This window comes from Paraburkholderia sp. MM5496-R1, from assembly GCF_050436205.1.
Classification (GTDB): Bacteria; Pseudomonadota; Gammaproteobacteria; order Burkholderiales; family Burkholderiaceae; genus Paraburkholderia; species Paraburkholderia tuberum.
Genome location: NZ_JBNDLT010000003.1, coordinates 318,336 through 344,168, shown reverse-complemented (window position 1 = coordinate 344,168; position 25,833 = coordinate 318,336). Strand labels below are relative to the sequence as shown.

The 25,833-nt window shown below is 64.2% G+C and carries 27 protein-coding genes and 3 pseudogenes; 14 read left to right on the top strand and 16 right to left on the bottom strand.

Annotation, left to right across the window (positions count from 1 at the left end; translation table 11 throughout):
- Positions 1-87 precede the first annotated feature (87 nt).
- A pseudogene (locus OKW38_RS27785) lies at positions 88-414 on the bottom strand (hypothetical protein); the annotation flags it as partial.
- An 81-nt stretch (positions 415-495) separates the two neighbouring features.
- Between OKW38_RS27785 and OKW38_RS27780 the strand changes: the two are divergent.
- The 6 genes and pseudogenes from OKW38_RS27780 to OKW38_RS27755 form a co-directional block, all read left to right on the top strand.
- Positions 496-828 (top strand): DUF2322 family protein, encoded by a 333-nt coding sequence (locus OKW38_RS27780; protein WP_429364135.1) that lies wholly within the window; start codon positions 496-498, stop codon positions 826-828.
- A gap of 247 nt (positions 829-1,075) precedes the next feature.
- The gene (locus OKW38_RS27775) at positions 1,076-1,366 is read left to right on the top strand and encodes a hypothetical protein (protein WP_429333564.1); all 291 of its coding nucleotides are present in this window, start codon (positions 1,076-1,078) and stop codon (positions 1,364-1,366) included.
- 50 nt (positions 1,367-1,416) lie between these two features.
- A complete protein-coding gene (locus OKW38_RS27770) occupies positions 1,417-1,560 on the top strand; it encodes a hypothetical protein (protein WP_167368704.1) in 144 nt (47 codons plus the stop codon).
- A gap of 97 nt (positions 1,561-1,657) precedes the next feature.
- Positions 1,658-1,885 carry a hypothetical protein gene (locus OKW38_RS27765; protein ID WP_429333565.1) on the top strand — a complete coding sequence of 76 codons (228 nt, stop codon included), beginning with the start codon at positions 1,658-1,660 and terminating at the stop codon, positions 1,883-1,885.
- A gap of 26 nt (positions 1,886-1,911) precedes the next feature.
- Positions 1,912-2,133 (top strand): hypothetical protein, encoded by a 222-nt coding sequence (locus OKW38_RS27760; RefSeq protein WP_429364134.1) that lies wholly within the window; start codon positions 1,912-1,914, stop codon positions 2,131-2,133.
- A gap of 618 nt (positions 2,134-2,751) precedes the next feature.
- A pseudogene (locus tag OKW38_RS27755) lies at positions 2,752-3,471 on the top strand (sterol desaturase family protein); the annotation flags it as partial.
- 183 nt (positions 3,472-3,654) lie between these two features.
- Here OKW38_RS27755 and OKW38_RS27750 read toward each other — a convergent pair.
- From OKW38_RS27750 to OKW38_RS27730, 5 genes are all read right to left on the bottom strand, one after another.
- Positions 3,655-4,800, bottom strand: coding sequence for an MFS transporter (locus tag OKW38_RS27750; protein ID WP_429364133.1), 1,146 nt, complete (start codon positions 4,798-4,800; stop codon positions 3,655-3,657).
- A complete protein-coding gene (locus OKW38_RS27745; protein WP_429364131.1) occupies positions 4,797-5,591 on the bottom strand; it encodes a DeoR/GlpR family DNA-binding transcription regulator in 795 nt (264 codons plus the stop codon). The genes OKW38_RS27750 and OKW38_RS27745 overlap by 4 nt, the downstream gene beginning before the upstream one ends.
- A gap of 99 nt (positions 5,592-5,690) precedes the next feature.
- Positions 5,691-7,193 (bottom strand): PepSY-associated TM helix domain-containing protein, encoded by a 1,503-nt coding sequence (locus OKW38_RS27740; RefSeq protein WP_429364129.1) that lies wholly within the window; start codon positions 7,191-7,193, stop codon positions 5,691-5,693.
- A gap of 70 nt (positions 7,194-7,263) precedes the next feature.
- Positions 7,264-9,543, bottom strand: coding sequence for a TonB-dependent receptor (locus OKW38_RS27735; protein ID WP_429364127.1), 2,280 nt, complete (start codon positions 9,541-9,543; stop codon positions 7,264-7,266).
- A gap of 184 nt (positions 9,544-9,727) precedes the next feature.
- On the bottom strand, positions 9,728-10,138 hold the full coding sequence (locus OKW38_RS27730) for a DUF2946 domain-containing protein (RefSeq protein ID WP_429364126.1): 411 nt from the start codon (positions 10,136-10,138) through the stop codon (positions 9,728-9,730).
- Between the two features lie 139 nt (positions 10,139-10,277).
- On the opposite strand from OKW38_RS27730, the gene OKW38_RS27725 reads away from it, so the two are divergent.
- Positions 10,278-10,478, top strand: coding sequence for a hypothetical protein (locus OKW38_RS27725; protein WP_184064755.1), 201 nt, complete (start codon positions 10,278-10,280; stop codon positions 10,476-10,478).
- Here OKW38_RS27725 and OKW38_RS27720 read toward each other — a convergent pair.
- The 3 genes from OKW38_RS27720 to OKW38_RS27710 form a co-directional block, all read right to left on the bottom strand.
- Positions 10,473-11,069 (bottom strand): molybdopterin-dependent oxidoreductase, encoded by a 597-nt coding sequence (locus OKW38_RS27720; RefSeq protein WP_429364124.1) that lies wholly within the window; start codon positions 11,067-11,069, stop codon positions 10,473-10,475. The two genes, OKW38_RS27725 and OKW38_RS27720, sit on opposite strands and share 6 nt — an antisense overlap.
- A 290-nt stretch (positions 11,070-11,359) precedes the next feature.
- A complete protein-coding gene (locus OKW38_RS27715) occupies positions 11,360-12,667 on the bottom strand; it encodes a LysR family transcriptional regulator (protein ID WP_429364122.1) in 1,308 nt (435 codons plus the stop codon).
- Positions 12,664-13,365 carry a GntR family transcriptional regulator gene (locus OKW38_RS27710; RefSeq protein WP_429364120.1) on the bottom strand — a complete coding sequence of 234 codons (702 nt, stop codon included), beginning with the start codon at positions 13,363-13,365 and terminating at the stop codon, positions 12,664-12,666. The genes OKW38_RS27715 and OKW38_RS27710 overlap by 4 nt, the downstream gene beginning before the upstream one ends.
- A gap of 391 nt (positions 13,366-13,756) precedes the next feature.
- Here OKW38_RS27710 and OKW38_RS27705 point away from each other — a divergent pair, with 391 nt between their 5' ends.
- The 3 genes and pseudogenes from OKW38_RS27705 to OKW38_RS27695 form a co-directional block, all read left to right on the top strand.
- Complete coding sequence (locus OKW38_RS27705) at positions 13,757-14,599, top strand: gallate dioxygenase (protein WP_429364118.1); 843 nt, start codon at positions 13,757-13,759, stop codon at positions 14,597-14,599.
- Positions 14,599-14,958: a protocatechuate 3,4-dioxygenase gene (locus OKW38_RS27700; RefSeq protein WP_090806862.1), complete on the top strand. Its 360-nt coding sequence runs from the start codon at positions 14,599-14,601 to the stop codon at positions 14,956-14,958. Before OKW38_RS27705 ends, OKW38_RS27700 begins: the two co-directional genes overlap by 1 nt.
- 161 nt (positions 14,959-15,119) lie before the next feature.
- A pseudogene (locus OKW38_RS27695) lies at positions 15,120-15,473 on the top strand (GNAT family N-acetyltransferase); the annotation flags it as partial.
- A 30-nt stretch (positions 15,474-15,503) separates the two neighbouring features.
- Here OKW38_RS27695 and OKW38_RS27690 read toward each other — a convergent pair.
- The 4 genes from OKW38_RS27690 to OKW38_RS27675 all read right to left on the bottom strand — a co-directional run bounded on the left by OKW38_RS27690 (position 15,504) and on the right by OKW38_RS27675 (position 20,038).
- Positions 15,504-16,139: a PqiC family protein gene (locus OKW38_RS27690; protein ID WP_429364117.1), complete on the bottom strand. Its 636-nt coding sequence runs from the start codon at positions 16,137-16,139 to the stop codon at positions 15,504-15,506.
- Positions 16,136-17,431, bottom strand: a complete 1,296-nt coding sequence (locus OKW38_RS27685; protein ID WP_429364115.1) for an MlaD family protein — start codon at positions 17,429-17,431, stop codon at positions 16,136-16,138. Before OKW38_RS27685 ends, OKW38_RS27690 begins: the two co-directional genes overlap by 4 nt.
- On the bottom strand, positions 17,428-18,633 hold the full coding sequence (locus OKW38_RS27680; RefSeq protein WP_429364113.1) for a paraquat-inducible protein A: 1,206 nt from the start codon (positions 18,631-18,633) through the stop codon (positions 17,428-17,430). The genes OKW38_RS27685 and OKW38_RS27680 overlap by 4 nt, the downstream gene beginning before the upstream one ends.
- Positions 18,634-18,847: 214 nt before the next feature.
- On the bottom strand, positions 18,848-20,038 hold the full coding sequence (locus OKW38_RS27675; RefSeq protein WP_429364111.1) for an L-dopachrome tautomerase-related protein: 1,191 nt from the start codon (positions 20,036-20,038) through the stop codon (positions 18,848-18,850).
- Positions 20,039-20,556: 518 nt separating this feature from the next.
- Between OKW38_RS27675 and OKW38_RS27670 the strand changes: the two genes are divergently transcribed.
- Entirely contained in the window at positions 20,557-21,333 is a 777-nt protein-coding gene (locus OKW38_RS27670) for a hypothetical protein (protein WP_429333579.1), read from the top strand.
- Between the two features lie 142 nt (positions 21,334-21,475).
- Here the strand turns inward: OKW38_RS27670 and OKW38_RS27665 are convergent, their stop codons facing one another.
- Positions 21,476-21,862, bottom strand: coding sequence for a BON domain-containing protein (locus OKW38_RS27665; protein ID WP_090806852.1), 387 nt, complete (start codon positions 21,860-21,862; stop codon positions 21,476-21,478).
- A gap of 55 nt (positions 21,863-21,917) precedes the next feature.
- The gene (locus OKW38_RS27660; RefSeq protein WP_090806850.1) at positions 21,918-22,493 is read right to left on the bottom strand and encodes a cysteine hydrolase family protein; all 576 of its coding nucleotides are present in this window, start codon (positions 22,491-22,493) and stop codon (positions 21,918-21,920) included.
- Positions 22,494-22,690: 197 nt separating this feature from the next.
- Between OKW38_RS27660 and OKW38_RS27655 the strand changes: the two genes are divergently transcribed.
- Entirely contained in the window at positions 22,691-23,011 is a 321-nt protein-coding gene (locus tag OKW38_RS27655) for a pyrimidine/purine nucleoside phosphorylase (protein ID WP_429364109.1), read from the top strand.
- Between the two features lie 188 nt (positions 23,012-23,199).
- Here the strand turns inward: OKW38_RS27655 and OKW38_RS27650 are convergent, their stop codons facing one another.
- A complete protein-coding gene (locus OKW38_RS27650; protein ID WP_429333581.1) occupies positions 23,200-23,847 on the bottom strand; it encodes a DsbA family oxidoreductase in 648 nt (215 codons plus the stop codon).
- A gap of 213 nt (positions 23,848-24,060) precedes the next feature.
- On the opposite strand from OKW38_RS27650, the gene OKW38_RS27645 reads away from it, so the two are divergent.
- Together OKW38_RS27645 and OKW38_RS27640 are read left to right on the top strand one after the other, a co-directional pair.
- The gene (locus OKW38_RS27645; RefSeq protein ID WP_429364107.1) at positions 24,061-24,789 is read left to right on the top strand and encodes a 2OG-Fe(II) oxygenase; all 729 of its coding nucleotides are present in this window, start codon (positions 24,061-24,063) and stop codon (positions 24,787-24,789) included.
- A gap of 104 nt (positions 24,790-24,893) precedes the next feature.
- On the top strand, positions 24,894-25,796 hold the full coding sequence (locus OKW38_RS27640; protein WP_090806843.1) for a LysR family transcriptional regulator: 903 nt from the start codon (positions 24,894-24,896) through the stop codon (positions 25,794-25,796).
- Positions 25,797-25,833: the final 37 nt, after the last annotated feature.

The window sequence follows — 25,833 nt, the reverse complement described above, 5'->3', positions numbered from 1 at the left end:
CTTCTGCTACCGGTATGGCTGCTACCCCTATCAACCATCGAACGAGGCCTTCCTGCCTGAAAACAGGAAGGAAGGCGCTTGCCGCTATCAGGCCGGATCAGCGTACTTCAGCGTCCACGTCAGCGTGCGGCTGGCGCCGCCCGTCAACGCGAACGCGTTGGTCGTACAGGCGAAGTTGGAGTGCAACTGTCCAATCGGCGTGGTCGACAGCGGGTTCGTCGCGGGGCTATTCGTGTAGCTGACCGAGTAGCCGTCGCTATTCGCCGTCGTGTTCAGGAAGTCCGCGAACGACGTGTAGTCCGTTTCCACCGCGAGGTTGCCCGTCAACGTGCCCGAGCTCAGCGTATCGGTGCGCGTGATCGAGCTCTTGGCGGATGTCATCACGGTGTGCACCTGCAGATCGAGATCCGTCGTGGCCACCAATTCGCCCGCTCGCCGCCCATCGGATAAGATACGGCCCGCCATGCATTTTTTAGAACGGAAGGAGTGGTTTCGATGATCGAACCGAGCAACGTTTTCAAGGAAAATCTCGCCAGAATGCCGGCGATCGACGGCATCGCACGCATCGATCTGGTCGATGGCAGCGGTACCGTGGTCGCTAGCATCGAGAACAAACCTGGCAAGCAGGGCTCGCTCGCGGTGTACAACTACCTGCGCGGCGCGTTCGGCACGCTCGACGCGAAGGCGGCCGAACACGGCCTCGCGCTGTTTGCCGAGCATACGGCCGACGCGCGCAACCGTCCGGGCGCGCATCCGAACGTCGACCACCTGCTGGCGATTGCCGCTGGCGGCGAGGCATTGCGCATCGGTGTTGTTGCGGCAGCTTGAGGCCGCTCAAAGTCTTTTCCGCGCCGGCAAGGTAGACGATTTCCTGCCGCTGCCGCGAATTTCCAACGCCCCGGCGACGGGATTTGCGGCCCACCTGCGCTAATTGCTCGGTAAAAACCCTCGTTTTTCCCGAAGCCCTCGGATTGGCTTCAGATTCGGCTTCTGTTCGGTGAATTGAAACGCGGGGGGCGGCGCACACTGGGTTCGTCCCGTCGCGTATATCGCGCTTTTCCGTCAGGAGCCCCGGATGTCTTCCCGTCACGACAAACCCCACCGGTTCGACGCCGACCTGCCGGAACTCGCCACCTCGGAACGGGATCAGCCGACGCCGGGTCCGGACGACCGCGCGATGCGCGAACTGCAACGCGGTTCCGAAGCCATCGTGCGGCTCGCCACGCAGGCACACGCGGCCGTCGCCCGGAGCGACGAAGCGGGCGCGCAAGCCGCGCGCCAATCGCTCGAAACGCAGCTGACGTTCACGACCGCCCTGATCGATGAGCTGCTGTTCGGTGCGCCCGAGCGGTCCACGCTGCATTGACAACCTACGCGGCAGCATCACCGTACTATCCCGAAGTACCGGAAACTGACATGAGCGCTTTGACCGTCATTCTTTGCATCTGGGCCATGGTCGCGTTTTGCGCGGTCCTGTTCATCCGCGGCGCGAGTCCGCGCGTCGAGCGTGAGGCGGAGCAGCCGCGTGCTCGTCCGTCGCGCTATTCGATCGCCGAGTAACGCGCACGACCAACGACGCGGAACCAACGGGGTAACATGAGGAGCGCCGGCGCCACTGCCGGCCGGCACCGACGATGTTCCCCACGGAGGTTCCCGTATGGACACACATTCGATTCTCGGCATGCTGCATGCCGAAGAGGCTTTGCTGATCTCCATCGTGCGGTCGCTGCCCGACGATATCAAGCGCAGGATCGCCAACGACTTTCACGAGCAGGCGCAACTCGCCGAAAGCTCGCATCTGAATCCCACCACGAACCGCGAAACGAGCGACGCGTTCAAGGCCCATGTCCGACGGCTGTCGAACATGCTTGCTTCGTTGTCGTAACCCGGTCGCGCAACGGCGACCCCGACGTGTCGCTCCTGAGCAAGGACTCGACGCAGGCCGTTGCCCGCGTGCCGATACCGGCGTCGGCACCCGCACCGGTCGCGCCCGCTGCGCAAGCTCCCGCGTACACCGTGAACGGTGTGCCGCAGGATCCGCTCAAGGTCGACCTGCCGCAGAAGAGGTCGCTTGCCGGCGATGAATTACGGCAGTTCGAGTCGCGTGTCGCGCAATTGACCGCGCTGCTGTAAGCCGCTTGCCGTCTCAACTTTGCGACACGCCGGTCCGCATGATTCAGGCGCGCTTTCGTCGCATGACGTGTCGGCATGTTGACTGGTAAGGGTCGCAAACCTTGGTCCGTCAATGCGCGTTCGGGTATTCCCGCGCGCGTCGAACGACGTGTGCGAGCCAGCACGAAGGCGTCGCGGCATCCCCGCGGCGTCTCATATCCGATGCATTGCGTGCGATCAGGCCCGCTTCGAAGTGCCCCGGCAGGCATTTCTCCATACGTAGCAAGCCTTCATTCCAGCATGGCATAGCCATTGCAATGACGAATGCACAAGAACTACACATGTTGCAGCCGGGATTTCACGCAGTGAACAAATGCCGACGGCAGCAAAAATCTTCGCGATTCGCGCCCGGGGAGCTTGGCGCAACTTGCGAGGTGCGGCGGGGCCAATAGCAAACGGATGTCGACAAACAACGACGACGCGAGCGGACGATACGGCTGCATCTAACGTCCGCTCGCGATCGTGACGGCGTGAAGCGATGACCCCGCCATTTTTTTTCCGTGCTTGCGGGTGAAGCCGAATTCGCGGCGGGCCCCCGCTAAAGGGCGCTTGCGCGCGGGCCGGCGGGCTGCGAAGATCATGCTAACGACCGCCGCATCAGGGAATTCCATGTTAGCGTCGAGCCCATTTCCCGCATTGCTGCACCACGCGAGCCTGTGGCTGCAAGCCTACGCGCTCGTGCTGGTCATGATGGGCGTCGGTGCGTTGCTCGAGCGTCGCTGGCCGGCCGCATTGCTGCAATCGCGCGCGGGGCAGCGTCTGAACATGGCGTATGCGGGTCTGTATCTGGCCTTGGCGGAAGCCACGAAGCCGCTGACGGCGGCCGCGAGCGTCGCGATCGTCAATGCACTCGGCGGCGGGATGGTGGTGCTGGTGTCGCGCGGGTGGGGCGCGCTCGCTTCGTTCGTGATCGTGCTGCTGACGATCGATTTCCTCGAATACGCGTTTCATCGCTTGCAGCACACATGGCCCATCCTGTGGAAGCTGCATTCGCTGCACCATAGCGCGGCGGATTTCAACGTGACGATCACGTTGCGGCATCATTGGATAGAAGTGCTGCTCAAGGGCTGCCTGCTTTATCCGCTCGTCGGCGTACTGTTCAAGGTCGAGCCGTGGATCGTCGGTGCGACCTCGATCGTGTTCATGTTCGGCAACTATTTCGCGCATCTGAATCTGCGCATGGACCTTGGCCGCTACGTCACGTGGGTCAACAATCCGCAGTATCACCGGCTGCATCACTCGATTCGCGCCGAGCATTTCAATCACAACTTCACGCAGCTATTTCCGATGTGGGATCACGTGTTCGGCACGCGTTGGGTGCCCGCGAAACACGAGTGGCCCGCCACCGGTCTCGACGATGGTACGCAGCCGAGCTCGCTGCTCGGCGCGTTCAGCTGGCCATTGGGTCAGCATGCGGCACGCGATGCGTTACCCGTTCGCAAGCCGCTTGCCGTGCTCGATAAGAAAGCGAAATAACGCTGGCTACGCGGGTTGCGCGGCGCGCACCGCCTTGCCGCCCAGCAGCGACACGATCAGCGTGGCCATCACGAGCACGCCCAGCGCCGCGCGCAGGCCGAGCACGCCGGCACCGAAACCAATCAGCGGCGGCCCGACCAGAAAGCCCGCATAGCCGAACGTGGCCGCCATCGACACGCCGATCGCCGGCGTTGCGCACGAGCGACCCGCCGCGCTGAAAATCACCGGAACGATATTCGCGAGACCGATGCCGACCATCGCGAAGCCGACGCACGCGGTCAGCACCGTCGGCAGGCTCAGCACGAGCGCGAGTCCGGCGAGCGCGATCAGACCGCCGAGCGCGACGACCTTGCTCGAACCGAAGCGCCGCACCGATGCATCGCCGGCGATCCGGCAGGCCGCCATCGAAAACGCGAACGCGGAGTAGCCGATCGCGGCGACGCTCGCTTCCTGGTTCAACGTGGAGCGCAGGTACACCGCGCTCCAGTCGGCCACCGCGCCTTCGACGAGCATGCACATGAACGCGAGCAGCGCCAGTTTCATCACGCTGCTGTCGGGCCATGCGAAGCCGCTCGACGCGGCGGCCGCGCGCGGACCGATATCGCGCAACGCAAACGACGCGGCGAAAATGATCAGGGCCGCGATCAACAGATCGGGCGCGAGCAGCCCGCCCACGACGCCGACGCTGCCTTTCTGCAACATCGCGCCGCTCGCCGCGCCAAGCAGGCCGCCCGCGCTCCACGCGGCATGAAACGACGACATGATCGGCGCGCGCCAGCGTGTTTCGATCGCGCTCGCATGTCCGTTCATCGACACGTCGAGCGCGCCGTTCGACGCGCCAAGCGCAAACAGCACCAGGCACAACGTCAGCATGCCCGGCGCGAGCGCGGGCAACGGCAACGCGATCGCGAATGCCGCGCCGAGCAGCGCGGTCGCGCGGCCGCTGCCGACGCGCGGCGCGAGCTGTCCCGCGAGCGGCATCGCAACGATGGCGCCGAGCGCGAAGCAGAACAGCGCGATGCCGAGCGAGGTGTCGCTGAGCGCCAGGCTTTCCTTGATGCGCGGCACCTCGACCGCCCATGCGCCGATGCCGAAACCGTTGGCCAGAAAGACGGCGAGCGTTGCGATGCGTTCCCTGACGAGTGAGTTCATGGGCGTGCCGCCATCACGTTATCGCAGACGGCCCGCAGGCTCGCGACACGCGCGTCCGGCACGTCCGCTTCGACGAACAGATAATCGACGGTCGAAACAGGCGCTACCGTGAACGGCGCCGCTGTCATGAGCTTTTCCGAGGTCAGTGCGATGGCGATCTGGCTACTCGCTTTGACCATCGCGCGTTTCAGTTCGGCGTCCTCTGCGTCGAATACGGCGACGCCTTCGTCGGGGTCGAAGGCGCAGGCGCCGAGAAAACAGAGGTCCGCGCGGATCTGCTGGATCTGCAGCAGCGCGGTCGCGCCGAGCGAGCCCGCCGCGCCGCCGGCGATGCGGCCGCCGATCAGGATCACGTCGATACCCGGGCGGTTCAGCAGCCGCGCGCAGGCCTCGGGCGAATTCGTGACGACGCTCAGGCCGGCGTTGTCGGGCAGCGCCGACGCGATCGCGACGTTCGTCGTGCCCGCGTCGAGCAGCACGATCTGCTTCGGACGAACGATCGATACGGCCGCCGCGGCAAGGCGTGCCTTGCGATCGACGGCCTCATGCATGCGCAGCGCCGCGGGTTTGTCGGCGGGCGACATCAGTAGCGCACCGCCGTACACGCGCTTGCAGAGGCCCTGATCCGCGAGATCGCGCAGATGACGGCGCACGGTGTGCTCGGAGATCTGCAACTCGGCGGCCAGCTCGGCCGCGAGCACGCGACCATGCGCGCGCAATCGCTCCAGAATCAATGCTTCGCGCTGCTCGGGCAGTAGCCCGTTGATTGCATCTTCCCGGGTTCGCTGCATGGGTCTCGTCTCCGTTCCGGTGTGAATCGATCATAATCGAGCAAAATGTATCGTAAACGCTCGTGGGGCGCAAGCGGTGCGCCCCGGCTCGTCTTGATCTCACGCGACGCCGTTCGGTTCCGGTCGTGAGTCACGGCCGAAAACCAGCCGGTCGAGCAGCCACACCGCGACGAGCGTTGCGCCCATCAGCGGGAAAACGACGCCGAGAAGCGCGAGGCCGGTTGTCCAGCCACGCATCGGCGGTGCGGCGCGCTCGCGCGACGGCGCGCCGAGCGAGCGTTGTGGCCGACGTTTCCACCACATCACGAAGCCGGTCACAGCGAGCGCGCCAAGGCCGAGCGAAATGGCTGCGCACAGTATCTGATTCGCGACGCCGAAGTAGCGACCCATATGCAGCGACGTACCGTACGACACGGCCTTCGCGATCGCGCCGTAATCGCCGTAGCGAATGTCCTTCAGGATCGCGCCGCTGTATTGGTCGACGTACAGCGTGCGTTCGTCTTTGGGATTCGCGGGGAAATAGGAGAGCGTGTAGACGCCGGCTGCGGAGTTCGGCAGCACGATGCGGTAGCCGTCCGCGATACCGAGCGACGCGGCGAGCGCGACGATATGCCCGAGCGACAGAGGCTGCGCCGCGTCGGTGGCCGCGGAAGAGGGCACGCTCGCGTTGCCCACGGCCCACGGCGTCAGCGGCAACGGCAGGTCGTCCATGACCATGCCGGGCATCGAGTCCATGTCGGCGCGCGTCGCATGCGCGACCGTGGCGCTCGCGTGGCCCGGGTGGTCCGAGGGCGTTCCCGGCACGATGGAGCGCAACGGCAAACCGCCCCACGCGCCCGGCGGAGCGCCAAGCTTCGTCGCGGTCGCGAACGCCTTGAACTGTTTGCCCCACGAGCCGGTCCACGGCAGCCCCGTCAATACGAACGCAAGTGCGCCAAGGGCGAGCCAGATGCCGATCACCGCGTGAAGACTTTTCCATAGCGGACGTCCTTTCAGCGCCAGGCGCGGCAGCAGCACCGCGCGCGCGGTCGTTTTGCCGCGCGGCCACCATAGTGCGACGCCGGTGCCGATCATCACGAGCGTCCAGCATGCGGCCAGTTCCATCAGCAGTTCGCCGGGCTTGCCGAGCAGCAGCTTGCGATGAAGCATGCGATCCACCTGCATCAAGCGATGCTCGACGCTCAGCGTGCCCAGCACCTCGCCGCTATACGGATTCAGATAGATGCTCTGCTGCGAGCCGTGCGCGAGACGAAATACGAATTCGGCGCTGCGTTGCGGATCGCGCGTGATCACGGCGGTCGTCGCGATCGAGCCGGGCGGCATCGCCGCGCGCGCTTTCGCGAGCAGCGCGTTGTCGGCCAGCCTCGGCACGGCCTGCGGTGCGACGACCAGTTGCTGTCGATAAAGCAGCGGCTCAATCTGCGGCTGGAAGCAATACAGCGTGCCGGTGATGGCGAGCACGAGTAGAAAAGGCATCACGAAGAGGCCCGCGTAAAAGTGCCAGCGCCACAGTGTTCGATAGCCTGGATGTGTCGGGCCGCTCGTGGCGGCGGTTGTACCGTTCTGCGCGCGCACGCGTTCGGCGGTTCGAGTCGTGGACATGAAATCCTCGTCGGGCAAATGGGTCGATGGTTCGTCTGCGACAAGCGGTTTGCCGCGTCTTGCATCAGGCTTAGATATGCAGCTTCGCTTCGACATAAAACGTGCGGCCCGGATACGGGTGGTAGACGAAGTAGCGCGCGTCGAACAGGTTGTCGACGCCGATGCCGAGTTCGCTGAGCTTCGTCGGCTTGAACGTGAACTTCGCGTCGACAACCGTGTAGGTGCTGGTGCCGCCGAACACGTTGGGGTTCGTGTCGGTATTCGTCAGCGTGTTGTACTGACGACCCGAGTAACGCGCAGCGAGCGTCAGCGCCGCGCGCGCGTCGAAGTGATACGTCGCGGCAAGATTCGCGCGCCACAGCGGAATGCGGTAGAAGTACTTGCCGACCGAGGCCGGATTCCGTGCGTTCTCGAGGATCTTCGACTGCGTGTACGCGACGCTCGCGAGCAGATCGAGCCCGCGCACGAACACGTCCTCGCCCGAATAGCTTGCTTCGACGCCGCGCGAGCGAACCTTGCCGATGTTCTGGAAGTTCGTCACGCTCGGAATCACGGTGGTGTCGGTCTGACTGAAGATCGTGTTCTTCACGTCGTCCTGAAAGAGGGAGAAGCGGAACACGCCATTCCAATGCGCCCATTCGGCGCTCAGCTCTTTCGACAGATCGTCTTCGGGCTGCAAATATGGATTGTTGTTGACGATCGCGGAGCCGTTGATTTGCCCCTGGAACAGTTCGCTCGCGGTCGGAAAGCGATACGCGCGAGCGATCGATGCGCGCAAAGTCAGCTCGTCGCTGACATCGAACGATAGCGACGCCTTCGGCGAAAGGTGGCGCTGGCTGGCATCGCTGTACGCGATCGTCGTGCCGGGCAGCGACTGTGCGCCATCGTAGGCTTGCCAGTCTTCATAGCGCGCGCCGTAGACGAGCTTCCAGCGCGGCAGAAAGCGCCACGCGTCCTGCGCATAAAGAGCTTGCGTCTGCGTCTTGCCGGTGAACGCGTTGGCGAACGAGGTCGCGTCGCCGTCGCGCCAGTTCAGCGTGTTGTAGGTCTGGTTGTCGACGAAGTAGTTGTCGTAGTGGTAGCCGACGCTCAGTGCGTGATTGGCCAGTCCTGGCTGGTTCGTCGCGGGCGTATAGGTGCCGCGCAGGTCCAGCGTCTTCCAGCCGGTGCCGTCGTTGAACAGCACGGTGCCGGGGCCATTGCCCGGACCGCCGGCACTCGCGGTGCGTGCGACGCCATTGCCGATGTCGTAATACGAGGCGATCGCCTCGCCGTTCCAGCCGGTCGCGTTGCGCGTTTTCAGCGACACGCCGTAGAGCCAGTTCTCGCTGTGCCCGACACCCGGCGCAAACGCGGCCACCGGAATCGTGTAGTGGTAACCGTTGATCGATACGTTGCCGCTGTACACAGGGTTGCCGGCCGCGTCGCGCAGGAACGTCGATGTTTCGCTGTTGTACGTCTGGTGCCAGTAGCCGAGGGTGAAGCCGCCCTGCAGCGTCGGCGTGAAGTCGTACTGCATCTTCAGCTTGAACTGGTCCTGCACCGTGTGCTCGATGCCTTCGCCGTTCACACCGAGCACGGCCGTCGGCGCATTGGTCTGGTTGTTGTAGAAATAGGCGCCGGTGACGGGCGTGTCGCCGGCCTTGGCGGGCGTGGTCGATTTAGCGAGGGTTGCGAATTGCAGCGGCTGACTCGTGTTCTCGAGATGATTGACGCCGAGCCGGTACGAGAACTTGCCGATGCTATCGCCGATCGACGCGCTCGCTTCGCTGCCGTTGAAGCTCTGGTTCACGCCGAACAGGCTGAAGTGCTGCGTGAATGCCTTCACGTCGGCGTTGGCCTCGAACTGCTTTGGCATGCGCGTGCTGATCAGCACGGTCGCGCCGAGCGAATTGCCCGGATACAGCGCGGAAAACGGCCCGTAGATTACGTCGACCTGCTGGATTTCGTCGGGATACACCATCGACCAGCGCGGCGGAAACGAATAGCTATTGCCGAGCAGGTTGCTCAGCAGCAAGCCGTCCGCATAGACGAGGCCGCGCGCGCTCTGCGTATTGCTGGTGCCGCGCACCGCGATGATCGAATTCAGATCGCCGATAAAGCGCTTGCGTACCGCCAGGTTCGGCATGTACTTGAGCACGTCCTCGGTGTTGACGACGTTCCAGTTCGCGAACTGATCGCGCGTCACGGTTTCGACGGAGGCCGGCAGGTTCGGGTCGACGGCGCGCGGTGCGGCGCTCGCGCTTGCGCTTGCGCTCGCACTGACGCTGACGGCGGGCAGCGTCGCGTCGGAGTTTGCGTCGGCGGCATGCGTGGGTGTTGCAACGAAAGCCGGCACGAAGGCAGGCATGAGCGCGGGCCAAAGAACGGAACGACGAACCGCGCGATGAGCGGAAAAGACAGCGTCACGGCGGACGCAATAAGAGAGCCTTCGCAGCGCGAAGTTGAACATGAGCGTTTCCTCGATGCATTGAACAGGCGATCGCAGGCCTCGTCGATGTGGGCGACGAAGGCGCGATCAGAACCGGTAGCGATCAGGAAACGGCAGGTGGGGCGCGCGGACGTCCCGACGGGAAGGCGCCAAGCGGGGTGAAGCGGGTGGACAGCGTGGGCGGCGCGGTGCCGGCCAGCGGCAGCGCGGCCGGCGGCTCGACGGCGGCGAGCGTCGGCATCGCGACGTGATGTTCGAGCAGATGACAGTAGCCGCAGGCGCCGAAGGCATCGTCGTGGCTCAGATGCACGGGCGCGGGGCTGGTTTGAGCGACGACGCTCGCATCGCTCACATTGCTTGCACCAGCCGGGTGAAGCGCCGAACATAGCGCGGCAATCGGCTCGTGGGCGCGGCCCGATTCGAGCAACTGACTCATGAGCGGCGCGAACGCGACGAGCCACATGGCGACGAGGCCAAGCCATGCGGTCAGGTGGTTGCGCGAGTGTCGAGTCATGATCGTCGAAGAAAAGACGGGCGCGATTCTAGCATCACCGCGCGATTCTTTCATTCGTAATGACGGGCATAACGGCGGATTAGACGATGAAACAGCGCTCATTTCGGGGCGCTGAGGCCGAGGCGACAACCAGCGAGCCGTGGCGCTATGTTCGGCCGGGCAGTTCGTCGACGCGTTGCCCCTCGTCGCGCCGCAGCTCGAAGACTCCGCCTTGCCGAACGATCAGCGGGCCGAAGCGTTCAATATTGCCGGTGCGTGTTCGTTCGCGCTGGGTCAGTGGGCGAGCTCGGTCGAGCGCGTGCGGCAGGCGTGCGTCGAGCGATTCGGCGGCGCGCTATGACGCCTCTGTGAGCTGCATGTGATACAGGCCCCACGGCGACAATTCGAAGCGGTCCTTCAGTGGCTTGGCCGCGAGTTCGGGAATCTGATCGGCGTCGTAGATCGCCCATAACGGCCCCACGCCGCCGAGCGCCAGCGGCTTGCCGTCCATTTGTGTCGCGACGATGAAGTGATACTCGCGCACCTTGTCGAGCGTCGTCAACACCGCGTAGCCATCGACCGCGTGCATGACGATTTGCGTGCTGCCCGCGTCGGGCGCGCCGACGTTTGCGAGCACGTCGGTGAGCAGCGGGCCGCTAAACGTATGCATGTGCGCATCGTATTCGATCGTCGGATGGATCGTCACGGTCTTCATGCTGGCGAGCCACGGCAGATCGACGCCGTACGCTTGCGAAAACTTCACCTGGTGCTTCGCCAGCAGTTGATCGAAATCCGGATTGAGCGCGCCGCGATTGCTGTGCTTGATCGCGCCGGAGATCGTCAGGACGACCGGAGACGACCCGCATTCGGCGTGCTCACGCTTCGCGCCGAATGCGGGCGCGACCGCCGCGCCCAGTGCCGCGGCGCTGGTCAGGAACTGGCGTTTGTTCATTACGTTTTCTCCGGGTGTCGTCGAGGCGCCGCGTGGTGAGGTGCGCGCTCTTCTATTGTCGGAGAATTGTCGCCGCACGTGATACGGCGATGCTTCATTAACGCGTCATTCGCTATGCTATTTCCGCTTGCGGTTCGCGCCGGAGCCGGCACGGTTCCTTGCGCGGCGGTCCAATGCGGTGCGCGTCTTCGCAGGTTTATGACGAAGTCCTTTTCCAATGCCCAGGGACGCACGAACCAGGCGCAACGCAAGAAGCCTCCACTCTTTGTCGCCCTGATCAATGGAAGTGCTCAGTTCGCGCCGATACTGACGGTGCGCGTCACATCGACGACCGACAGCCGGATCGCGTCGATCAATGCGCGCGCGGCCGGTGACGGCGTGCCCGCCGCGCGCATCGTCAGGCCGATCTCGCGCCGCGTGTTGTGCAGCGGTACATCGAGCACCACCAGTTGCCCGGACTGAATCTCGTGATGCAACTGCTGCGCCGACAAGGCCGCCGCCATGTCGGTACCGAGCAGCAGGCCGCGAATCACCGCGAGGTCGGCGGTCTCGACGGTCGGCAGAGGCGGCTTCACCTTCATCCGCTTGAATTGCGTTTCGAACAGCGCACGCGCCGGCGCGTTGCTGCGCGGCAGAATCCACTGCGCGTCGCGCAGACCCATGATGGTCAGATCGTGCGCGTGAGTCAGCGGATGACCGCGGCGCACCAGCACCACCATGTCTTCCGACATCAGCCGCTCGTTTTTCAGGCCGCTCGTCGCGTCGTTGTCGCGCAGCGCGCCGAGAATGAAATCGATGTCGCCCGCTCGCAGACCGGCCACGAGCGTCTCGTAGGCGCTTTCGTCGGTGACCACGCGCACACCCGGATTCTCCGAGGTCATTCGCGCGATCGCCTTCGGCAGGATCAGCGTGCGCCCGAGCGGCAACGCGCCGACTGTCACCGAGCCCTGAATCTTGCCGTGCAATGCGGCGATATCGTCGGGGACGTGGCGCAGTTCGTTCAGCGCGCGGCGCACGTGAAGCAGGAACGTCTCGCCCTCGGCCGTCAGCAGAATGCCGCGCGGGCTGCGGTGAAACAGACTCAGTCCCGAGCCGCTTTCGAGTACCCGGATCGCGGTGCTCACCGCGGGCTGGCTGATGCCGAAGGTTTTTGCCGCGCTCGGCATATGCCGATGCCGCGCGAGCGCCGCGAATAGTTGCAACCGCCGCGTGTTGAGCAGATACGCGGGCAATGCGCCTTCCGCGACGGGCCGGCGGCGCGTCTGTCGCGCGGCGCACCATCGGGCGAGTTCTTCGAGTTCAGCGAAGATCCGCTCGCAGCGATGCAGCACCGCGCGGCCGACCGGAGTGGGCAGCATGCCCGAAGGACCGCGATCGAACAGCGGTTCGCCGAGCGCCGACTCGAGCTCCTGCACGGAGCGCGTGACCGCCGACTGCGCGCGAAACAACGCGGCCGCCGCGCGCGTCGCGCTGCCCATCTCGGCGACGAGCCGGAATGCGCGCAGTTGCGCGAGATTGAGCAGGTCCTTGCTGCTGACCGACAGCGGCGCTTTGGCGCTCGCCTGGCTGGTGGCGGCGGAAAGCGTGTCGTTGCTCATGCCGCGCCCGCGATCAGATGCAACGACGGCAGCGACAGATTCAGACTTTCCTTCGAGATATGCGTGTGCTCCTTCATCAACGCATCGACGCGCGCGCCTTCGCCTTTTTTCAGCGCGTCGACGATCGCGTGATGCTGGCGATGCGCGTACGTCAGCATCATGAATTGACGCTCGCGCGCGGATTCGTCGAACGCGATCGTGAACGGCGACACGAACGGCACCTTGCCGTTCAGACTGAGCGCGGCCGTGACCGCCTGGTTCTGCGCCGCTTCGACGATCAGTGCATGAAAGCGGCCGTTCATCTGCGCGTAGCGCACGTCGTCGCCTGGCTGCAGATGCTTTTGCTCGAAGATCGCGTCGCCTTCACGCAGGCAGTCGTCGAGCGCGGCGGCGAGCGCGGGGCTCACGCCGTTTTCGGCGACCGAGCGCGCGGCGAGTCCCTCGAGCACGCCGCGCACGTCGATCGCGTCGAGCACGTCGCGCACGCTGAAGCGGCGCACGACGTAACCGCGCGAGCCCGAACGATCGAGCAGGCCTTCCGACGACAGCACGCTCAACGCATAACGCAGCGGCGTGCGCGACACGCCGAGCCATTGCGCAAGCTGCGCTTCGACGAGCCGCTGCCCGGGCGACAGTTCGCCCGACAGGATCTTCTCGCGTAAGGTCTGCACGATCGCTTGCTGGGTGGTCTCGTTCATCGTTTCGTCGCTCGTCGGAAGCAGCGCAGTATAGCCACGCGTGCAGCATCGCTCCAAGCCTTGGAAATGTGCGTTGCGAGTTGTTTTCCGGGCCATCTGTTTTATTTATCGCGTGACGAGATGCCAAGGCGTCGGGGAAGGCTTGCCTCACTGGCTTGGGATACCGAGGGAGCCCTGCGCGGCGTGGGTCGGGGTGCGCTTCATCCGCGCTCCGGCCGCGCAAATGCCGGGTTTTTACTCATCAACCCGGCGCTGCCTGAGGTATACCCGTGCTTCCCGTATCGCGGCACAATTTCTATCTTTGTATCCCAAGACGGTCGTGGTGACTAGCGCGGTAAACCTGGCGACCTATCCGATTGGCAGCAGCACGAAGTGACGGAAGAGAACGAATATGGCAAGAATCATTGGCGGTATCGGCACGTCCCATGTACCCACGATCGGGTTGGCGTACGACAAGGGCAAGCAGAACGAACCGGCATGGGCGCCGATGTTCAAGGGTTATGAACCGGTGGCGCAGTGGCTGGCCGAGCACAAGCCCGACGTGATGGTGATGTTCTACAACGACCACGCGAACAGCTTCTTCTTCGACTGCTATCCCACGTTCGCGCTCGGGGTGTCGCCCAACCACGAGTTCGCCGATGAAGGCGCCGGCAAGCGTCCGCTGCCCGACATCGCCGGTCATTCGGATCTCGCGATCCATATCGTCGAGCAACTGGTCGCCGACGAATTCGATCTGACCGTCTTCCAGGACCGCCCGCTCGATCACGGCGTCAATTCGCCGCTGTCGCTGATGCTGCCGCATCAGGGCGGCTGGCCGCTGTCGCTGGTGCCGCTCGAAGTGAACGTGCTGCAGTATCCGCTGCCCACCGCGAATCGCTGCTACCGGCTCGGCCAGGCGCTGCGTCGCGCGATCGAATCGTTCGAGCAGGATCAGAAGGTCGTGGTGGTCGGCACGGGCGGGCTGTCGCACCAGGTGCATGGCGAACGCAGCGGCTTCAACAACACCGAATGGGACATGGAATTCCTCGACCTGATCGTCAGCGATCCGGAGCGTCTTGCCGCGATGAAGCACGTCGATTACGTGCGCCTCGGCGGCGCGGAAAGCGTCGAGACGATCATGTGGCTCGCGATGCGCGGCGCGCTGGGTCAGAAGGTCCGCGAACTGCATCGCAGCTACTACCTGGCGACCAGCACCGCGATGGCCGTGACGATCTACGAAAAAGAGGTGGCGTAATGAATCCGCAACTGGTTGGCGTCGAAGAACTGACCGGCACGTATCCGTTCGATATCCGCCAGAGCATGAAGGCGATGCGCCTGAACCGCTTTTTCTGGCAGATGCGCGAAGCGTCGGCGCGCGCGCTGTGGCTCGAAAACCGCACCGCCTCATACGATGCGGCCGGCCTGACGCCGGAAGAACGCACGCTGGTCGACAACACCGACTGGATCGGTCTGATCCGTTATGGGGTGTCTTTCTTCGTGCTCGAGAAGTTCGCGCGTGTGGTGAAGATCACCAATCTCGGCGTGTACGCGAGCATGCGCGGCGAAACGCTCGAAGCGTTTCTGAAGACTCGTCAGGTACCCGACGCCGTTTAAAGGCCGCGCATCAAGGCAGCGCTGTCCGCTGGGTAATCCGATTTGAAGTTCCGATGTGTAGTTCAAGCCACCCGGCTTACTTCGACCCGGCCGTGATTATCGGCGGGTTCATGTCGCATATCTTCTTTGCTGTGCCGTTGGTGTTGACCGTCAAGCGGTTGAAAGGTAAAGGGCTTTGGCTATCCCTCGAAAACGGCCGCACGCTCGCGTCTGTCGTGATCGACGGGGATAACGACACGGGTGTCGCTCATTTGCGCTGGTTCATCGTCGACGATTCTTTGCGCGGCTCCGGGATTGGACGGCAATTGCTGTCGCATGCCATGCGTTTCGTCGACGAGCGGTTCGACGAAACCTATCTATGGACGTTCAAGGGGCTCGACGCGGCGCGTCATCTGTACGAGTCATTCGGTTTTCGGCCAAGTGAAGAATCGGAAGGCACGCAATGGGGAACACGCGTGGTCGAGCAGCGTTTCAACCGGCTTTGCGCAAGGAAAGGCGATAACGGTACTGCGTGATCGGCGCGGCAGCGAACTCGACGCCGTCGGTCAGTGCGCGAGGACCGCCGCCGCGATCCGGTCGGCCAAATCGCCGAGAACGCGGCTCAACGCGGCCGCCTGCGCGAGCGCATCGTGTCCATTGATCGCGGAGTCGAGCGTCACCTGCTGCCGCAGCGGCGTCTGATCCGAGTGCCCGGCCAGCAGCGTCCACTCCGCTTGCAGCGTCAGCGTGCCGCTCGGGTCGGCCGTGGCATTCAGCACGGTGACGACCAGCCTGCGCGTGCCGGGCGGCGCGGGTGCATCCGGAACGACGAACGATCCGGCGGGCAGCCGCGTGAGCAAGTCCTGGGCAAGCGTTTTGCGCATCATCAGAGCGAGCGGTGCGCCCCACAGGTCGCTATTGTCGATCGTCAGGCGGTTCTGCGAAGCCAGCGTGACGACTTCGAGCCGATCGAGCACCGCGGGAATATGCACGGCGGTCAGTTGAATCGGTGGGATCGGCGCCGTGGCGGGCGGCGCGTCGGCGGGCATCGGGTTCAACGTCACATAGCGTGTCGGTATGCTGTGTCCGCATCCGGCGAGCGTCATCGCCGCGACGGTTACGACAAACGCCGCCGTCCTGACGCTCGTCGCGAGCGATGCGGCGACGGCGCGTCCGACGGGGAACGTGGACCTCGTCATCATTGAGCCTCCTGCTGCCTGCCATGGATCAGCGCCTCCGGATGGCGGTCGAGATAGTCGGCCAGTGCCCGAATCGAGCGTGCGGTGTTGGTCAGCTCCTGCATGGTGGCAGGCAGGTCGTTCTGGCTCGACGCGTCGCCGCCTAGCGTCCGGTTCGCCGCGGCAACGGTGCGATCGGCCGCGTTCGCCGTCTCGCGCAATTGCGCGACGAGCGGACCGATCTGTGGCGAGACCTGCTGCAATGTGTGATCGATCTGCGCGACCGAGTGGTCGATGTGCGTCAGGCTGTCCTTGATCTGAGGCGAGGAACTGAGCGCGTTGATATGCGCGGCGATACTGCGGACCTGTTCGCCGGTTTGCCGGATCGGAAGATCGTCGATTTTCTGGATCACCTCGTTGGCCTTGGCCATCGTCGTGTCGAGATTCGCGGCGGCGACACTCGGAATGACGGGCAGGCCGTCCTCGCTGGCGAGCGTCGCCACCGGCGCGCCTTGCACGAAGTCGAGGTTGATCTTGTCCGCGCCGACGAGCGGCGGATCTTGCGATAACCGCGCGCGCAAGCCTGTGGCGACGAGGCGGGTGAGCATGCCGTCGACGAGCGGGCGCCAGTCCCCGTTGGCCGGTGGCGGCGCGCCGACGATGCCAAGCTGCGACGGGTTCAGCGCGATCTGCACCGGGGTGCTCAGCGCGCCCGTGCGTGCGTCGTAGTTCAGGCGCACGCTGGTGACGGTGCCCACGTCGAAACCGCGCAATTGCACATCGGCACCACTCTTCAGGTCGCCGACGGCGCCCTCGAAGCGCACCAGATAGGTGACGACCGGGCCGTGCCCCGGCGCGAGCGCGGGGCGGCGATCGACACCGTCGAAATGCGATGCCGGTTCGCCGGGCCCGGGCTCCATCACGATCTCGGGGCCGGTCAGCACTCCCTTGATCGACGCTGGATCGTTGAGATCCACGTGTGCGCCGCGCAGATAAAACCTGGTCTCGCTGCGCAGATACTTTTTTTCGGCGCGATCTATCTTGAGCTCGGCTTTCACGTGTTGGCCATCGGGCGCGAGCGTAATCTCCGAAACGGCGCCGACCTTCACGCCGCGCAGCGTGACGATCGTGTCGTCGGGCTTCATGCCGTACGCGTTGTCGAAGGTTACCGTGACCGTCTCGCCATGATGCATCAACGCGCGAACGCCGAGCCATCCGGCCATCGCGAAGGCTGCGACCGGCACCGCCCAGATCCAGCCGGGCCAAGAGCTGCGCCGCACCTGAGCTTGCGAACGACGGGGACGCGTGCCGCTCATCGCTTGCTCCGCGGGTGGACGTCCCACATCAGGCGCGGGTCGAAGGCGCGCGAAGCGGCCATCGTCAGAAACACGACCAGCGCGAACGCGGTGGCGCCAATGGCGGGTCTCGCCGCGGCGATGCCGTCGAACCGGACCAGCGGCACGAACGCCGCGATCGTGAACACGTCGACGTACGACCATCGGCCGAGTTCGTCGATCAGGCGGTACAGATGCGCCTTGACCCGCAGATGCCGGCGCGAACGGCGCCGAACGGAGACGACGAACCATGCCATGCCGAGAATCTTCGCCACCGGAATGACGATGCTCGTACAGATGATCAGAATGCCGAGCGGCCACAGGCCAGCGTGAAACAGCTGGTAGACGCCGTCGATGATCCGGGTTGAGTGGGTCCGCCCGAGTTGCATCGAAGTGGTCATCGGAAAGAGGTTGGCCGGGATCGTCAGAACGAGCGCGGCGAGCGACAGCGCAGCCGCGCGCACGACGGCGTCGGTTTTGCGAGCGCGCAACGTCAGTGCGCAGCGAGGGCACGGACGCCCCTCCTGCGACATCGGCACGACCAGATCGCAAACCGTGCAGGACAGCGGCGCTTCATGTTCCGGCAACTCGTTTTCCGCGGCGATCGCGCGCCACACGGTTCTCCGGTCGAGCGACGCGCGCGTGAGCATCGACAGCAGCGCCGCGGCGATGAAGCAGTAGCCGCCGGGGGCGATCGTGCCGGTCAGATTCTGCGTCACGCGCGCGTAACCGACGAAGCAGCCGACCAGATAGACATCGGGCATGGTCCAGATATCGAGCGAGGTGGTCCAGCGAAACAGCGCGCCGATTCCTCTGGTACGCCGGCCGAGCCGCAGCGCGGCGAGGACGATCACGAGGCCGCCAAAGCGGATGAATGGCAGCACGATACCGAAGGTGCCGAGCAGTACCGCGAGAATGAACCAGCCATCGTTCCACATCTGCACGATGCCCGACGACAGCAGTGATGAGCGTTCGACGCCGAGCATATGGACATACATCAGGGGCGCGAGGTTGGCCGGAAACAGCAATACGAAGGTCGCGCTCGCGCAGGCGAGCGCCGCGGTCTGGCTTCGGCCGCTACGCCGCTCGAGCGGAAAGTGACAGGCGCGGCAACGCGCGTAGGTATGGGCGGTGAGCGGCGGGATGTCTTCGAGCGCGCCGCATTCGGGGCAGCCGATCGTCATGCGACGTTCTCCATCGGCTGTCCGTTTTCAGGCGGGCAGCGCGTTGCGAATGAGGTTTCGCCGATCATCCCTCGACCCTTGGCGCCGTTTGGCGCGTGCATGTACGGCAGACGCGCTGGCGCGCGCCAGCTCTTGTCCTCCACTAGCATGGCGCGTTCCCGGCCCGGCCTCGGCGCGCCGGGCAGCGCGGACGAACGGCGGCTGCGGTGTGGCGTCAGTCGGGTGAGCGGTTCCGATCCGCTTCGCTTTGCGAGCCGGGCGGCGTGCCCGGTTTGGTGTCCGGCGCCGCTGACGGAGCGGCGTCGGCAATGATCAGCAACCTCGAAGACAGCGCGTCGGGATGGCCCGGCTTGAACCAGTTCATCTCGGGAATGCGTGAATCGGTCAGGTAGATCGTGCCGTCCGGCCCTTCCGCGAACGTATCCGGCCATCGCAGGCCGGGCTCGTGCAGCAACGTCGTCAATGTCGCGCCGTCCCATACCTTCACCGCGTGTTCTTCGACCGCGGTAATCAGCAGGCGTCCCGTCCGGTCGATGTGCAGCCCGTCGGCGGGGCGATGCTCGAGCACTTTCTCGACGCGGTTGCCGACTTCATCGGTCGCGAGCGTGGTATCGCGAAGCGCTTCGGTGGGCACGCGGTAAAGCGTTTTGCCCTTCACCGCCTGCCAGTACACATACAGTCCATCGCGAGTGAGCGCGATGCCGTCGGCCGCAAATTCGACGCCGCGTCCATCGGGACGCCGCAATGGTGCGCCGCCTGCATGGACCGTGACGCCCGGATCCGTTTGCGTCGACGGATGCCCGTCGAGCACGCGGCGCGCTTGACCGGTGCCGAGATCGACCACCACGATCGCGCCGCGTGTTCCAGAGTCCGTGATGTAGGCGAAACGGCCGTCGGGATTGATGCGCACGTCGTTCAGATAGCTGCCCTGAGGCGCGATTTCGAGCGTGAACGCAATGCAGCCGACGACGCTATCCGTCGCAAGATCGATGCGGACCAGTTTAGGGGCACCCGGCACGACGAACGCCTGGGCCGGCGCGCCGGGGTCGAGTACCCACAGGTTGTTTTGGGAATCGCACAGCATCGCCTGCACGCAGACCCAGCGATCCTGCGGGTTCAACTCGTCACGCCTGGCATTGCGCCAGCCGTTCCATCGATCGTCGGGATAAGGACGGACGTCGCCATCGGGCGTGAGTACGCCGACGGAGATCGGCGCGTCTTCTGTCCAGCGCGGGAAGTTGACGAAGATGCGTCCGTCCGCGGCGACGGCGACGCCGGTCACCTGGTGCCCGAACGACGCAATCTCGCGCAGATGCGGCAGCGAGCCGTCGTCACCGGCGCTCGATGCAGGCGCGGCGGTCAGTGGAACCCGATCCGCGGCGGTTGGCGTGGCGGTGTCTTTCATGAGCTGTCTCCGGGACAGGACAGAAATGTCAGTATTCAGCAAACCGAATGCCGCGTGCAAAGATAAAGTAAATCGTAATCCGCGAATCTTTCGGAAGGTATTCAACGTGAATTGCTGACCGCCCTTTATGCGAATCGTTTGACTTTCGCGCGAGCAGAGAACGGTACTGCGCGCAATAGGGAAAGCCGAGTTGTCGCGTGGCGCTTGATACGACATGGCGCGCTAAAAGGCTGCGTTGCTACTACGTCATTCAGGGCGAAAAGAATCGCTCCGCGGCGGCGTGCGGAGCCGCCGTACCAAACGGTCCATTTCGGCAACTCTGACTCTCAGGGTTTCTCCTGACTCGCCTTTGGACCCGCCGTGTCACTCGTGCGCTACACCGCTCATTTGCAAAGAAAAAATAATGCCGACGTCTAAGGAATGTGCTAGAAAATAACAATTGCACGCGCAGACAAATAGCCACGCCTGCAAGTAAAAATTTCGGCTTTCAATACTCTTAATCGGCCGCGAGGTGGATCGTGAGAACAAGGACGCTTTGGGGGCTCGGGGTGACGACGGTCGCTTCGGTGCTAACGCTGCAATGTTATCCAGCGTGGGCCGACGGACCCGAAGCGGCGTATGCGTCCGACGACGAGGTGCCGGCCGGCTCGCTCAGTCCGAACGAGTACAAGGTCAATGCGGACGGCATGAAAGAAGATCCGAATGCGAAGATGTCGGACGTGGCCCGCGCGTATCGCAATGGCTATATCAATCGCGGCAAGCAGGATCAGGCCGATTACCAGGCAATGATCGACTCGCACAATCACGGTCAGCGGCAACCCGCCAGGACCGACGTCGCGCGGGTCGACGTGCCGCCGCTGCCACCGGGCGTTCCCGAAGACGATAACTCGAAGTACACGAGTATTCCGCCGCAGCCTCAGAAGCCGCGGCCGGTCCAATACGCGCAGCGTCAGGTGCCGCAACCGCCGCCGCAACAGCAATATCAGCAGGTGTACCAGCAGCCGCAGTACGCGCCGCCGCCAATGCAATACCAGCAGGCGCCGGCCTACGCGCAGATGCAGCCGGTCTACGACAACCAGCCGGTATACGTGCGGCAGGACTATCCTCAGCCGCCCGTGCAGTACGTGCCGGTTTATCCGCAGGCGCAATACGATGAAATGCCGCAGGTCGTGGAAACGGTGGTTCAACCGGTCGCGCCTGTCGCTTATCAGGTTTATCGTCCGCCGGTCTATTGGGCGCAGCCGCGCGTGTATGCGTATCGCGCGCCGGTCTACAGCTATCGTATGTGGCGTTGAGGTATTGCGCGAGTCGTGGCGGCGTTGCGCAGCAATGGAACGCCGCGGCGAATACTCGCACGCATCGATTGATTGGCCGATAGAAAGTACTCAGCCCGCCGCATTCGTGGCGGGCTGAGTACTTTCTTTTATTCGTTTTGCGCTAGTGGCCGCTGGCACCTCTCGTGCGCACATTCAGATGGTTATTCACCTGTCTGACTCCGCGCACCGATCTCGCGACACTGCCCGCGCGTTGCACCTGAGCGCGCTGCGGTACCCAACCGGTCAGCGTCACGATACCGCGGCGCGCCTGCACGTGAATCGACGTTGAATGCAGGTTCGGTGTGCGTGCGAGCGCGCGCCGCACGTCGCGCGCAAGCTCGCTATCGGGTCTGTTGCGAGCCGGCGATGCCGCGATGGATTGGCTTTGCGCGGAAGCATCGTTCGGCATGCCGCCACTGGTTTGCGCATTCGCACAGGTCGCAGTGCCGATCGCAATTGCTGCCGCGGCAATGGCGCCAATTAGGGTGCTCGCGCTGTCTTTTCTCACAAGTCCTCCTGTACCACCTGATTGTCGCTCGCCGCGCAGCAGATCGACGTTGCGGCTATTGCGCTTGCCCGTTGCCCAATAGCGCGTCCGTCGTGACGACCGTGCAGTACTCTTGATCGAGGTTGGCCAGTGACATCGCGTGAATGTCGTCGGCGCTGCGCGGCGTTCCGTTCCAGTCGGTCCGTGCAAAAGTGAAACAGCCGTCGGCCACTAGATAGGTATCGAAACCGAGGTTGCCGGCCATCCGCACCGTGGCCTCGACCGAGTTGTTGGTGATGACACCCGCCACGACCAGCGTCGTGTGGCCGGCGGCGCGCAGGCGGTCTTCGAGTCCCGTGCCGATGAACGCGTTATTCGTGCGTTTCGCAATCACCGGTTCGTCGGGCAACGGCACGTTGGACGCCTTGAATTCGTGTCCCGCCTGACCCGGCCGATAGTGCGACCCAGGCTCCGTCGAGTCGTGCCGCACATGCCACACCGGCCAGCCTCGGCTACGCCAATGCGCGAGCAAGCGGCTCACCTGCGTCTCGGCTGCGGGATTGTTGCGCTCGCCCCAACTCGGATGATCGATCGCGCGTTGCAGATCGATCAACAACAATACGGCGCCGGCGGAAGGAGCGGGAGAACGCATGGGTCGAATGAGTCTGTGTAGGTGTCGATATCGTTCTGGCAGACTTTACCGTATTGGCGCCATCAATAGCCATGTATGATGGCGGGCTCGCGCCCGGCAGGGCGCCCTGCGCGGGCGGCTTGCGCGGATCGCGCGCCGTCTGCCGCGCCCACCGGGCCGCAACGCATCCCTTCACGATGATCCAGAGGAAGACCGCCATGACGGCTGCAACGCAATTCGACCAGGTTTCTGTTGTCAAACGAGCCAACGTGTACTTCGACGGCAAGTGCGTGTCGCACACCGTGCTGTTCGCCGACGGCACGCGCAAGACGCTCGGCGTGATCCTGCCCGGCACGCTGAACTTCGGTACCGACGCGCCGGAGCTGATGGAAGTGCAGGCGGGCAAATGCCGCATCCGTCTCGACGGCAGCAATGAGTGGAAGACCTATGGCGCGGGCGAATCGTTCTCGGTGCCTGGCAAGAGCCGCTTCGATATCGATGTGGTTGAAACGCTGGACTACGTTTGCAGCTATCTGTAAGCGGCTTTAAGGCGCGTGCAGTGGGATAAGAAAGACCTGTTGCAAGCAGCCGGGACGGCTTGGACAATGGACCCAGGCTATCTTTGCTCAGATGTGTTGAAGAGACAACACGCAAGCATTCGCGAGTGCGTGCTTGAGCCAGGTGCTCAGAATGGGCCGTCCATTGCGCTTCGCTTCGACGATGAACCTTACGCTGTCTCTTTCGCCACGATCTCCTCGATCACCTGCACGAATTGCTCGACCGGCTGGCCGCCGGTCACCAGATAGCGGCGGTTGAAAATGATCGACGGCACCGATTGAATGCCCATTTCCTGATTGTTCTTTTCCGCTTCGCGCACTTCATCGGCATACGCTCCGCTCGTCAGCACGTCGCGCGCTTCGTTGGCGTCGAGTCCTACCGACTGGGCCGCTTCGACCAGCACGTCATGGTTGCCCGGATTCTTGCCGTCGGCATGATACGCGCGCAATAGCGCGAGCTTCAGCGGTAACTGGTGGCCCTTCAGGCCGGCCCAATGCAGCAGGCGGTGCGCGTCGAACGTGTTGTAGGTGCGGATGCGCGGACCGAAATCGAAGCCGACGCTCGCGCCGCGTTCGCGGATCATCGCCTGCGTTTCGGCGATCTGCGCGGCCGTGCGGCCGTATTTCTTGCCGAGATACTCGACGATGTCTTCGCCGTCCGGTGCCATCTGCGGATTCAGTTCGAATGGATGCACGACGATACGCGCGTCGATTTTGTCCTGAAGCCGCGCGAGCGCGAGCTGCAGCGACGACAGGCCGATCGCGCACCACGGGCAGGCGATGTCGGAAACAAAATCGATGGTGAGCTGCTGTTTCATGGTTGTCCTGGCGGAATGAACTGCGATGCGGCGGCGGCAAGTGCGGCCGCAACGATACCGACAGCGTAGCGTGAATCGTGCGTCCGTGCAGTGCGGCTGAATTTGACCGCAAGACTCGGAGTGTTTTCCCGCCACCACACTCGTACACTAAGTTCATCGAGCTACCTACCTTGATGGCGCGGGCGACGAGCCCGCGCCGCCCACTCATCGACGATGAACGCAATCGCTCCCACCCAAACGATCGACCAACGCGCCGACGCACTCGACTGGCCGCGGATCGAACACGATCTCGATCAGTACGGCTGCGCCGCCGTGCCGCAACTGTTGACGCCGCGCGAATGCGACGCGCTGAGCGCGCTCTATACACGCGACGCGCTTTATCGCAGCCGGGTCGTCATGGCGCGCCACGGCTTCGGTCGTGGCGAATACAAGTACTTTGCGTATCCGCTGCCGTCGCTCGTCGGCGGCTTGCGCGGTGCCCTTTATCGGCACCTCTTGCCGGTCGCGAACCGCTGGAACATGGCGATGGGCATCGACGTGCGCTATCCGCCGAAACATGCGGATTTCATTCGACGCTGCCAGGACGCCGGCCAGGTGCGTCCGACGCCGCTGATCCTGCAATACGGCGAGGGCGATTTCAATTGCCTGCATCAGGATCTGTACGGCGAACACGTGTTCCCGCTGCAGGTTGCGGTACTGCTGTCGGAGCCGGGGCGCGACTTCACAGGCGGCGAGTTCGTGATGACCGAGCAGCGTCCGCGCATGCAGTCGCGTGCCGAAGTCGTGCCGCTCGCGAAGGGCGACGCGGTCGTGTTCACCGTGAACAGCCGGCCCGTGCAGGGTACGCGCGGGCCGTATCGCGTGAATCTGCGGCACGGCGTGAGCCGCCTGCGCTCGGGACATCGGCATACGGTCGGCATCATCTTTCATGATGCGCTGTGAGGGCCGCTGTCGGCGCAATGGCGCAACACCGCGTGCCGTGAGACGATAACGGCCACGATTCCAGCGATCTGCCGCCATTGTCGTAAGATCCGTCGCCTCGTCCCATGGAAAACCTGCTCAAGAAACTCGATCTGACTTCGCTGCGTCTGTTCGTCGCCGTTTGCCAGGAGCGCAATATCGCGCGCGCGGCGCAGCGCGAGTTCATCGCGTCGTCGGCGGTGAGCCGGCGCATCGCCGAGATCGAGGCGCTGATCGGCCTGCCGGTGATTCAGCGGCAGTCGCGCGGCATTACCGTGACGCCGGTCGGCGAGACCGTGCTGCGCTACGCGCTCGCGATCATTGGCAATATCGAGCAGATGAGCGCGGAGTTGTCGCGCTTTTCGACGGGCGTCAAAGGGCGCGTGAGGGTGGTCGCGAATCTGTCGTCGATCGTGCAGTTTCTGCCTGAAGACGTGGCCGCGTTCGGCCGCGCGTTCCCGGATGTAGCGATCGAACTCGAAGAAGAAAACAGCGCGGACGTGCTGCGTATCGTCGACGAACACGGCGCGGACTTCGGCATCTGCAATCCGGTTGCTGGCAGCGAGGCGTTCGAGCAGGTGCCGTACCGCCAGGACCGGCTCGCGGTGCTCGTGCCGGGTGGGCATCGGCTCGCCAGCGCGGCGCGGGTGAACTTCGACGATCTGTTGCACGACAGCTTCGTTGGCTTGCGCAGCGAAAGCGCGCTCACACGTTTGCTCGCGCAGCAGGCGGCGAGCGCGGGGCGGCAGCTCGAGGTGCGCATGCGCGTGAGCAGTCTCGATGCGCTGTGCCGGATGGTGCATGCGGGGCTCGGTATCGCGATCGTGCCCGAGCCGGTCGGCCTGCTCTACGTGAACACGCTCGACGTGCGGCTGCTGCCGCTTGCCGATGCGTGGGCGGAGCGTCATCTGATCATCATCTTCAAGGCGCGCGAGCAGTTGAGCGCGAGCGCGGCCGCGCTGGTGTCGTTCCTCGGCAATCCGCCTTAGACGATTCCACCACCCGCACTGCGCGCCACCGCTCCGC

Coding starts and splice junctions, on each gene's coding strand:
- OKW38_RS27780 (WP_429364135.1), top strand. CDS start 496: ATGATCGAACCGAGCAACGTTTTCAAGGAAAATCTCGCCAGAATGCCG.
- OKW38_RS27775 (WP_429333564.1), top strand. CDS start 1,076: ATGTCTTCCCGTCACGACAAACCCCACCGGTTCGACGCCGACCTGCCG.
- OKW38_RS27770 (WP_167368704.1), top strand. CDS start 1,417: ATGAGCGCTTTGACCGTCATTCTTTGCATCTGGGCCATGGTCGCGTTT.
- OKW38_RS27765 (WP_429333565.1), top strand. CDS start 1,658: ATGGACACACATTCGATTCTCGGCATGCTGCATGCCGAAGAGGCTTTG.
- OKW38_RS27750 (WP_429364133.1), bottom strand. CDS start 4,800: ATGAACTCACTCGTCAGGGAACGCATCGCAACGCTCGCCGTCTTTCTG.
- OKW38_RS27745 (WP_429364131.1), bottom strand. CDS start 5,591: ATGCAGCGAACCCGGGAAGATGCAATCAACGGGCTACTGCCCGAGCAG.
- OKW38_RS27740 (WP_429364129.1), bottom strand. CDS start 7,193: ATGTCCACGACTCGAACCGCCGAACGCGTGCGCGCGCAGAACGGTACA.
- OKW38_RS27735 (WP_429364127.1), bottom strand. CDS start 9,543: ATGCCTGCCTTCGTGCCGGCTTTCGTTGCAACACCCACGCATGCCGCC.
- OKW38_RS27730 (WP_429364126.1), bottom strand. CDS start 10,138: ATGACTCGACACTCGCGCAACCACCTGACCGCATGGCTTGGCCTCGTC.
- OKW38_RS27720 (WP_429364124.1), bottom strand. CDS start 11,069: ATGAACAAACGCCAGTTCCTGACCAGCGCCGCGGCACTGGGCGCGGCG.
- OKW38_RS27715 (WP_429364122.1), bottom strand. CDS start 12,667: ATGAGCAACGACACGCTTTCCGCCGCCACCAGCCAGGCGAGCGCCAAA.
- OKW38_RS27710 (WP_429364120.1), bottom strand. CDS start 13,365: ATGAACGAGACCACCCAGCAAGCGATCGTGCAGACCTTACGCGAGAAG.
- OKW38_RS27705 (WP_429364118.1), top strand. CDS start 13,757: ATGGCAAGAATCATTGGCGGTATCGGCACGTCCCATGTACCCACGATC.
- OKW38_RS27700 (WP_090806862.1), top strand. CDS start 14,599: ATGAATCCGCAACTGGTTGGCGTCGAAGAACTGACCGGCACGTATCCG.
- OKW38_RS27690 (WP_429364117.1), bottom strand. CDS start 16,139: ATGATGACGAGGTCCACGTTCCCCGTCGGACGCGCCGTCGCCGCATCG.
- OKW38_RS27685 (WP_429364115.1), bottom strand. CDS start 17,431: ATGAGCGGCACGCGTCCCCGTCGTTCGCAAGCTCAGGTGCGGCGCAGC.
- OKW38_RS27680 (WP_429364113.1), bottom strand. CDS start 18,633: ATGACGATCGGCTGCCCCGAATGCGGCGCGCTCGAAGACATCCCGCCG.
- OKW38_RS27675 (WP_429364111.1), bottom strand. CDS start 20,038: ATGAAAGACACCGCCACGCCAACCGCCGCGGATCGGGTTCCACTGACC.
- OKW38_RS27660 (WP_090806850.1), bottom strand. CDS start 22,493: ATGCGTTCTCCCGCTCCTTCCGCCGGCGCCGTATTGTTGTTGATCGAT.
- OKW38_RS27655 (WP_429364109.1), top strand. CDS start 22,691: ATGACGGCTGCAACGCAATTCGACCAGGTTTCTGTTGTCAAACGAGCC.
- OKW38_RS27650 (WP_429333581.1), bottom strand. CDS start 23,847: ATGAAACAGCAGCTCACCATCGATTTTGTTTCCGACATCGCCTGCCCG.
- OKW38_RS27645 (WP_429364107.1), top strand. CDS start 24,061: ATGAACGCAATCGCTCCCACCCAAACGATCGACCAACGCGCCGACGCA.
- OKW38_RS27640 (WP_090806843.1), top strand. CDS start 24,894: ATGGAAAACCTGCTCAAGAAACTCGATCTGACTTCGCTGCGTCTGTTC.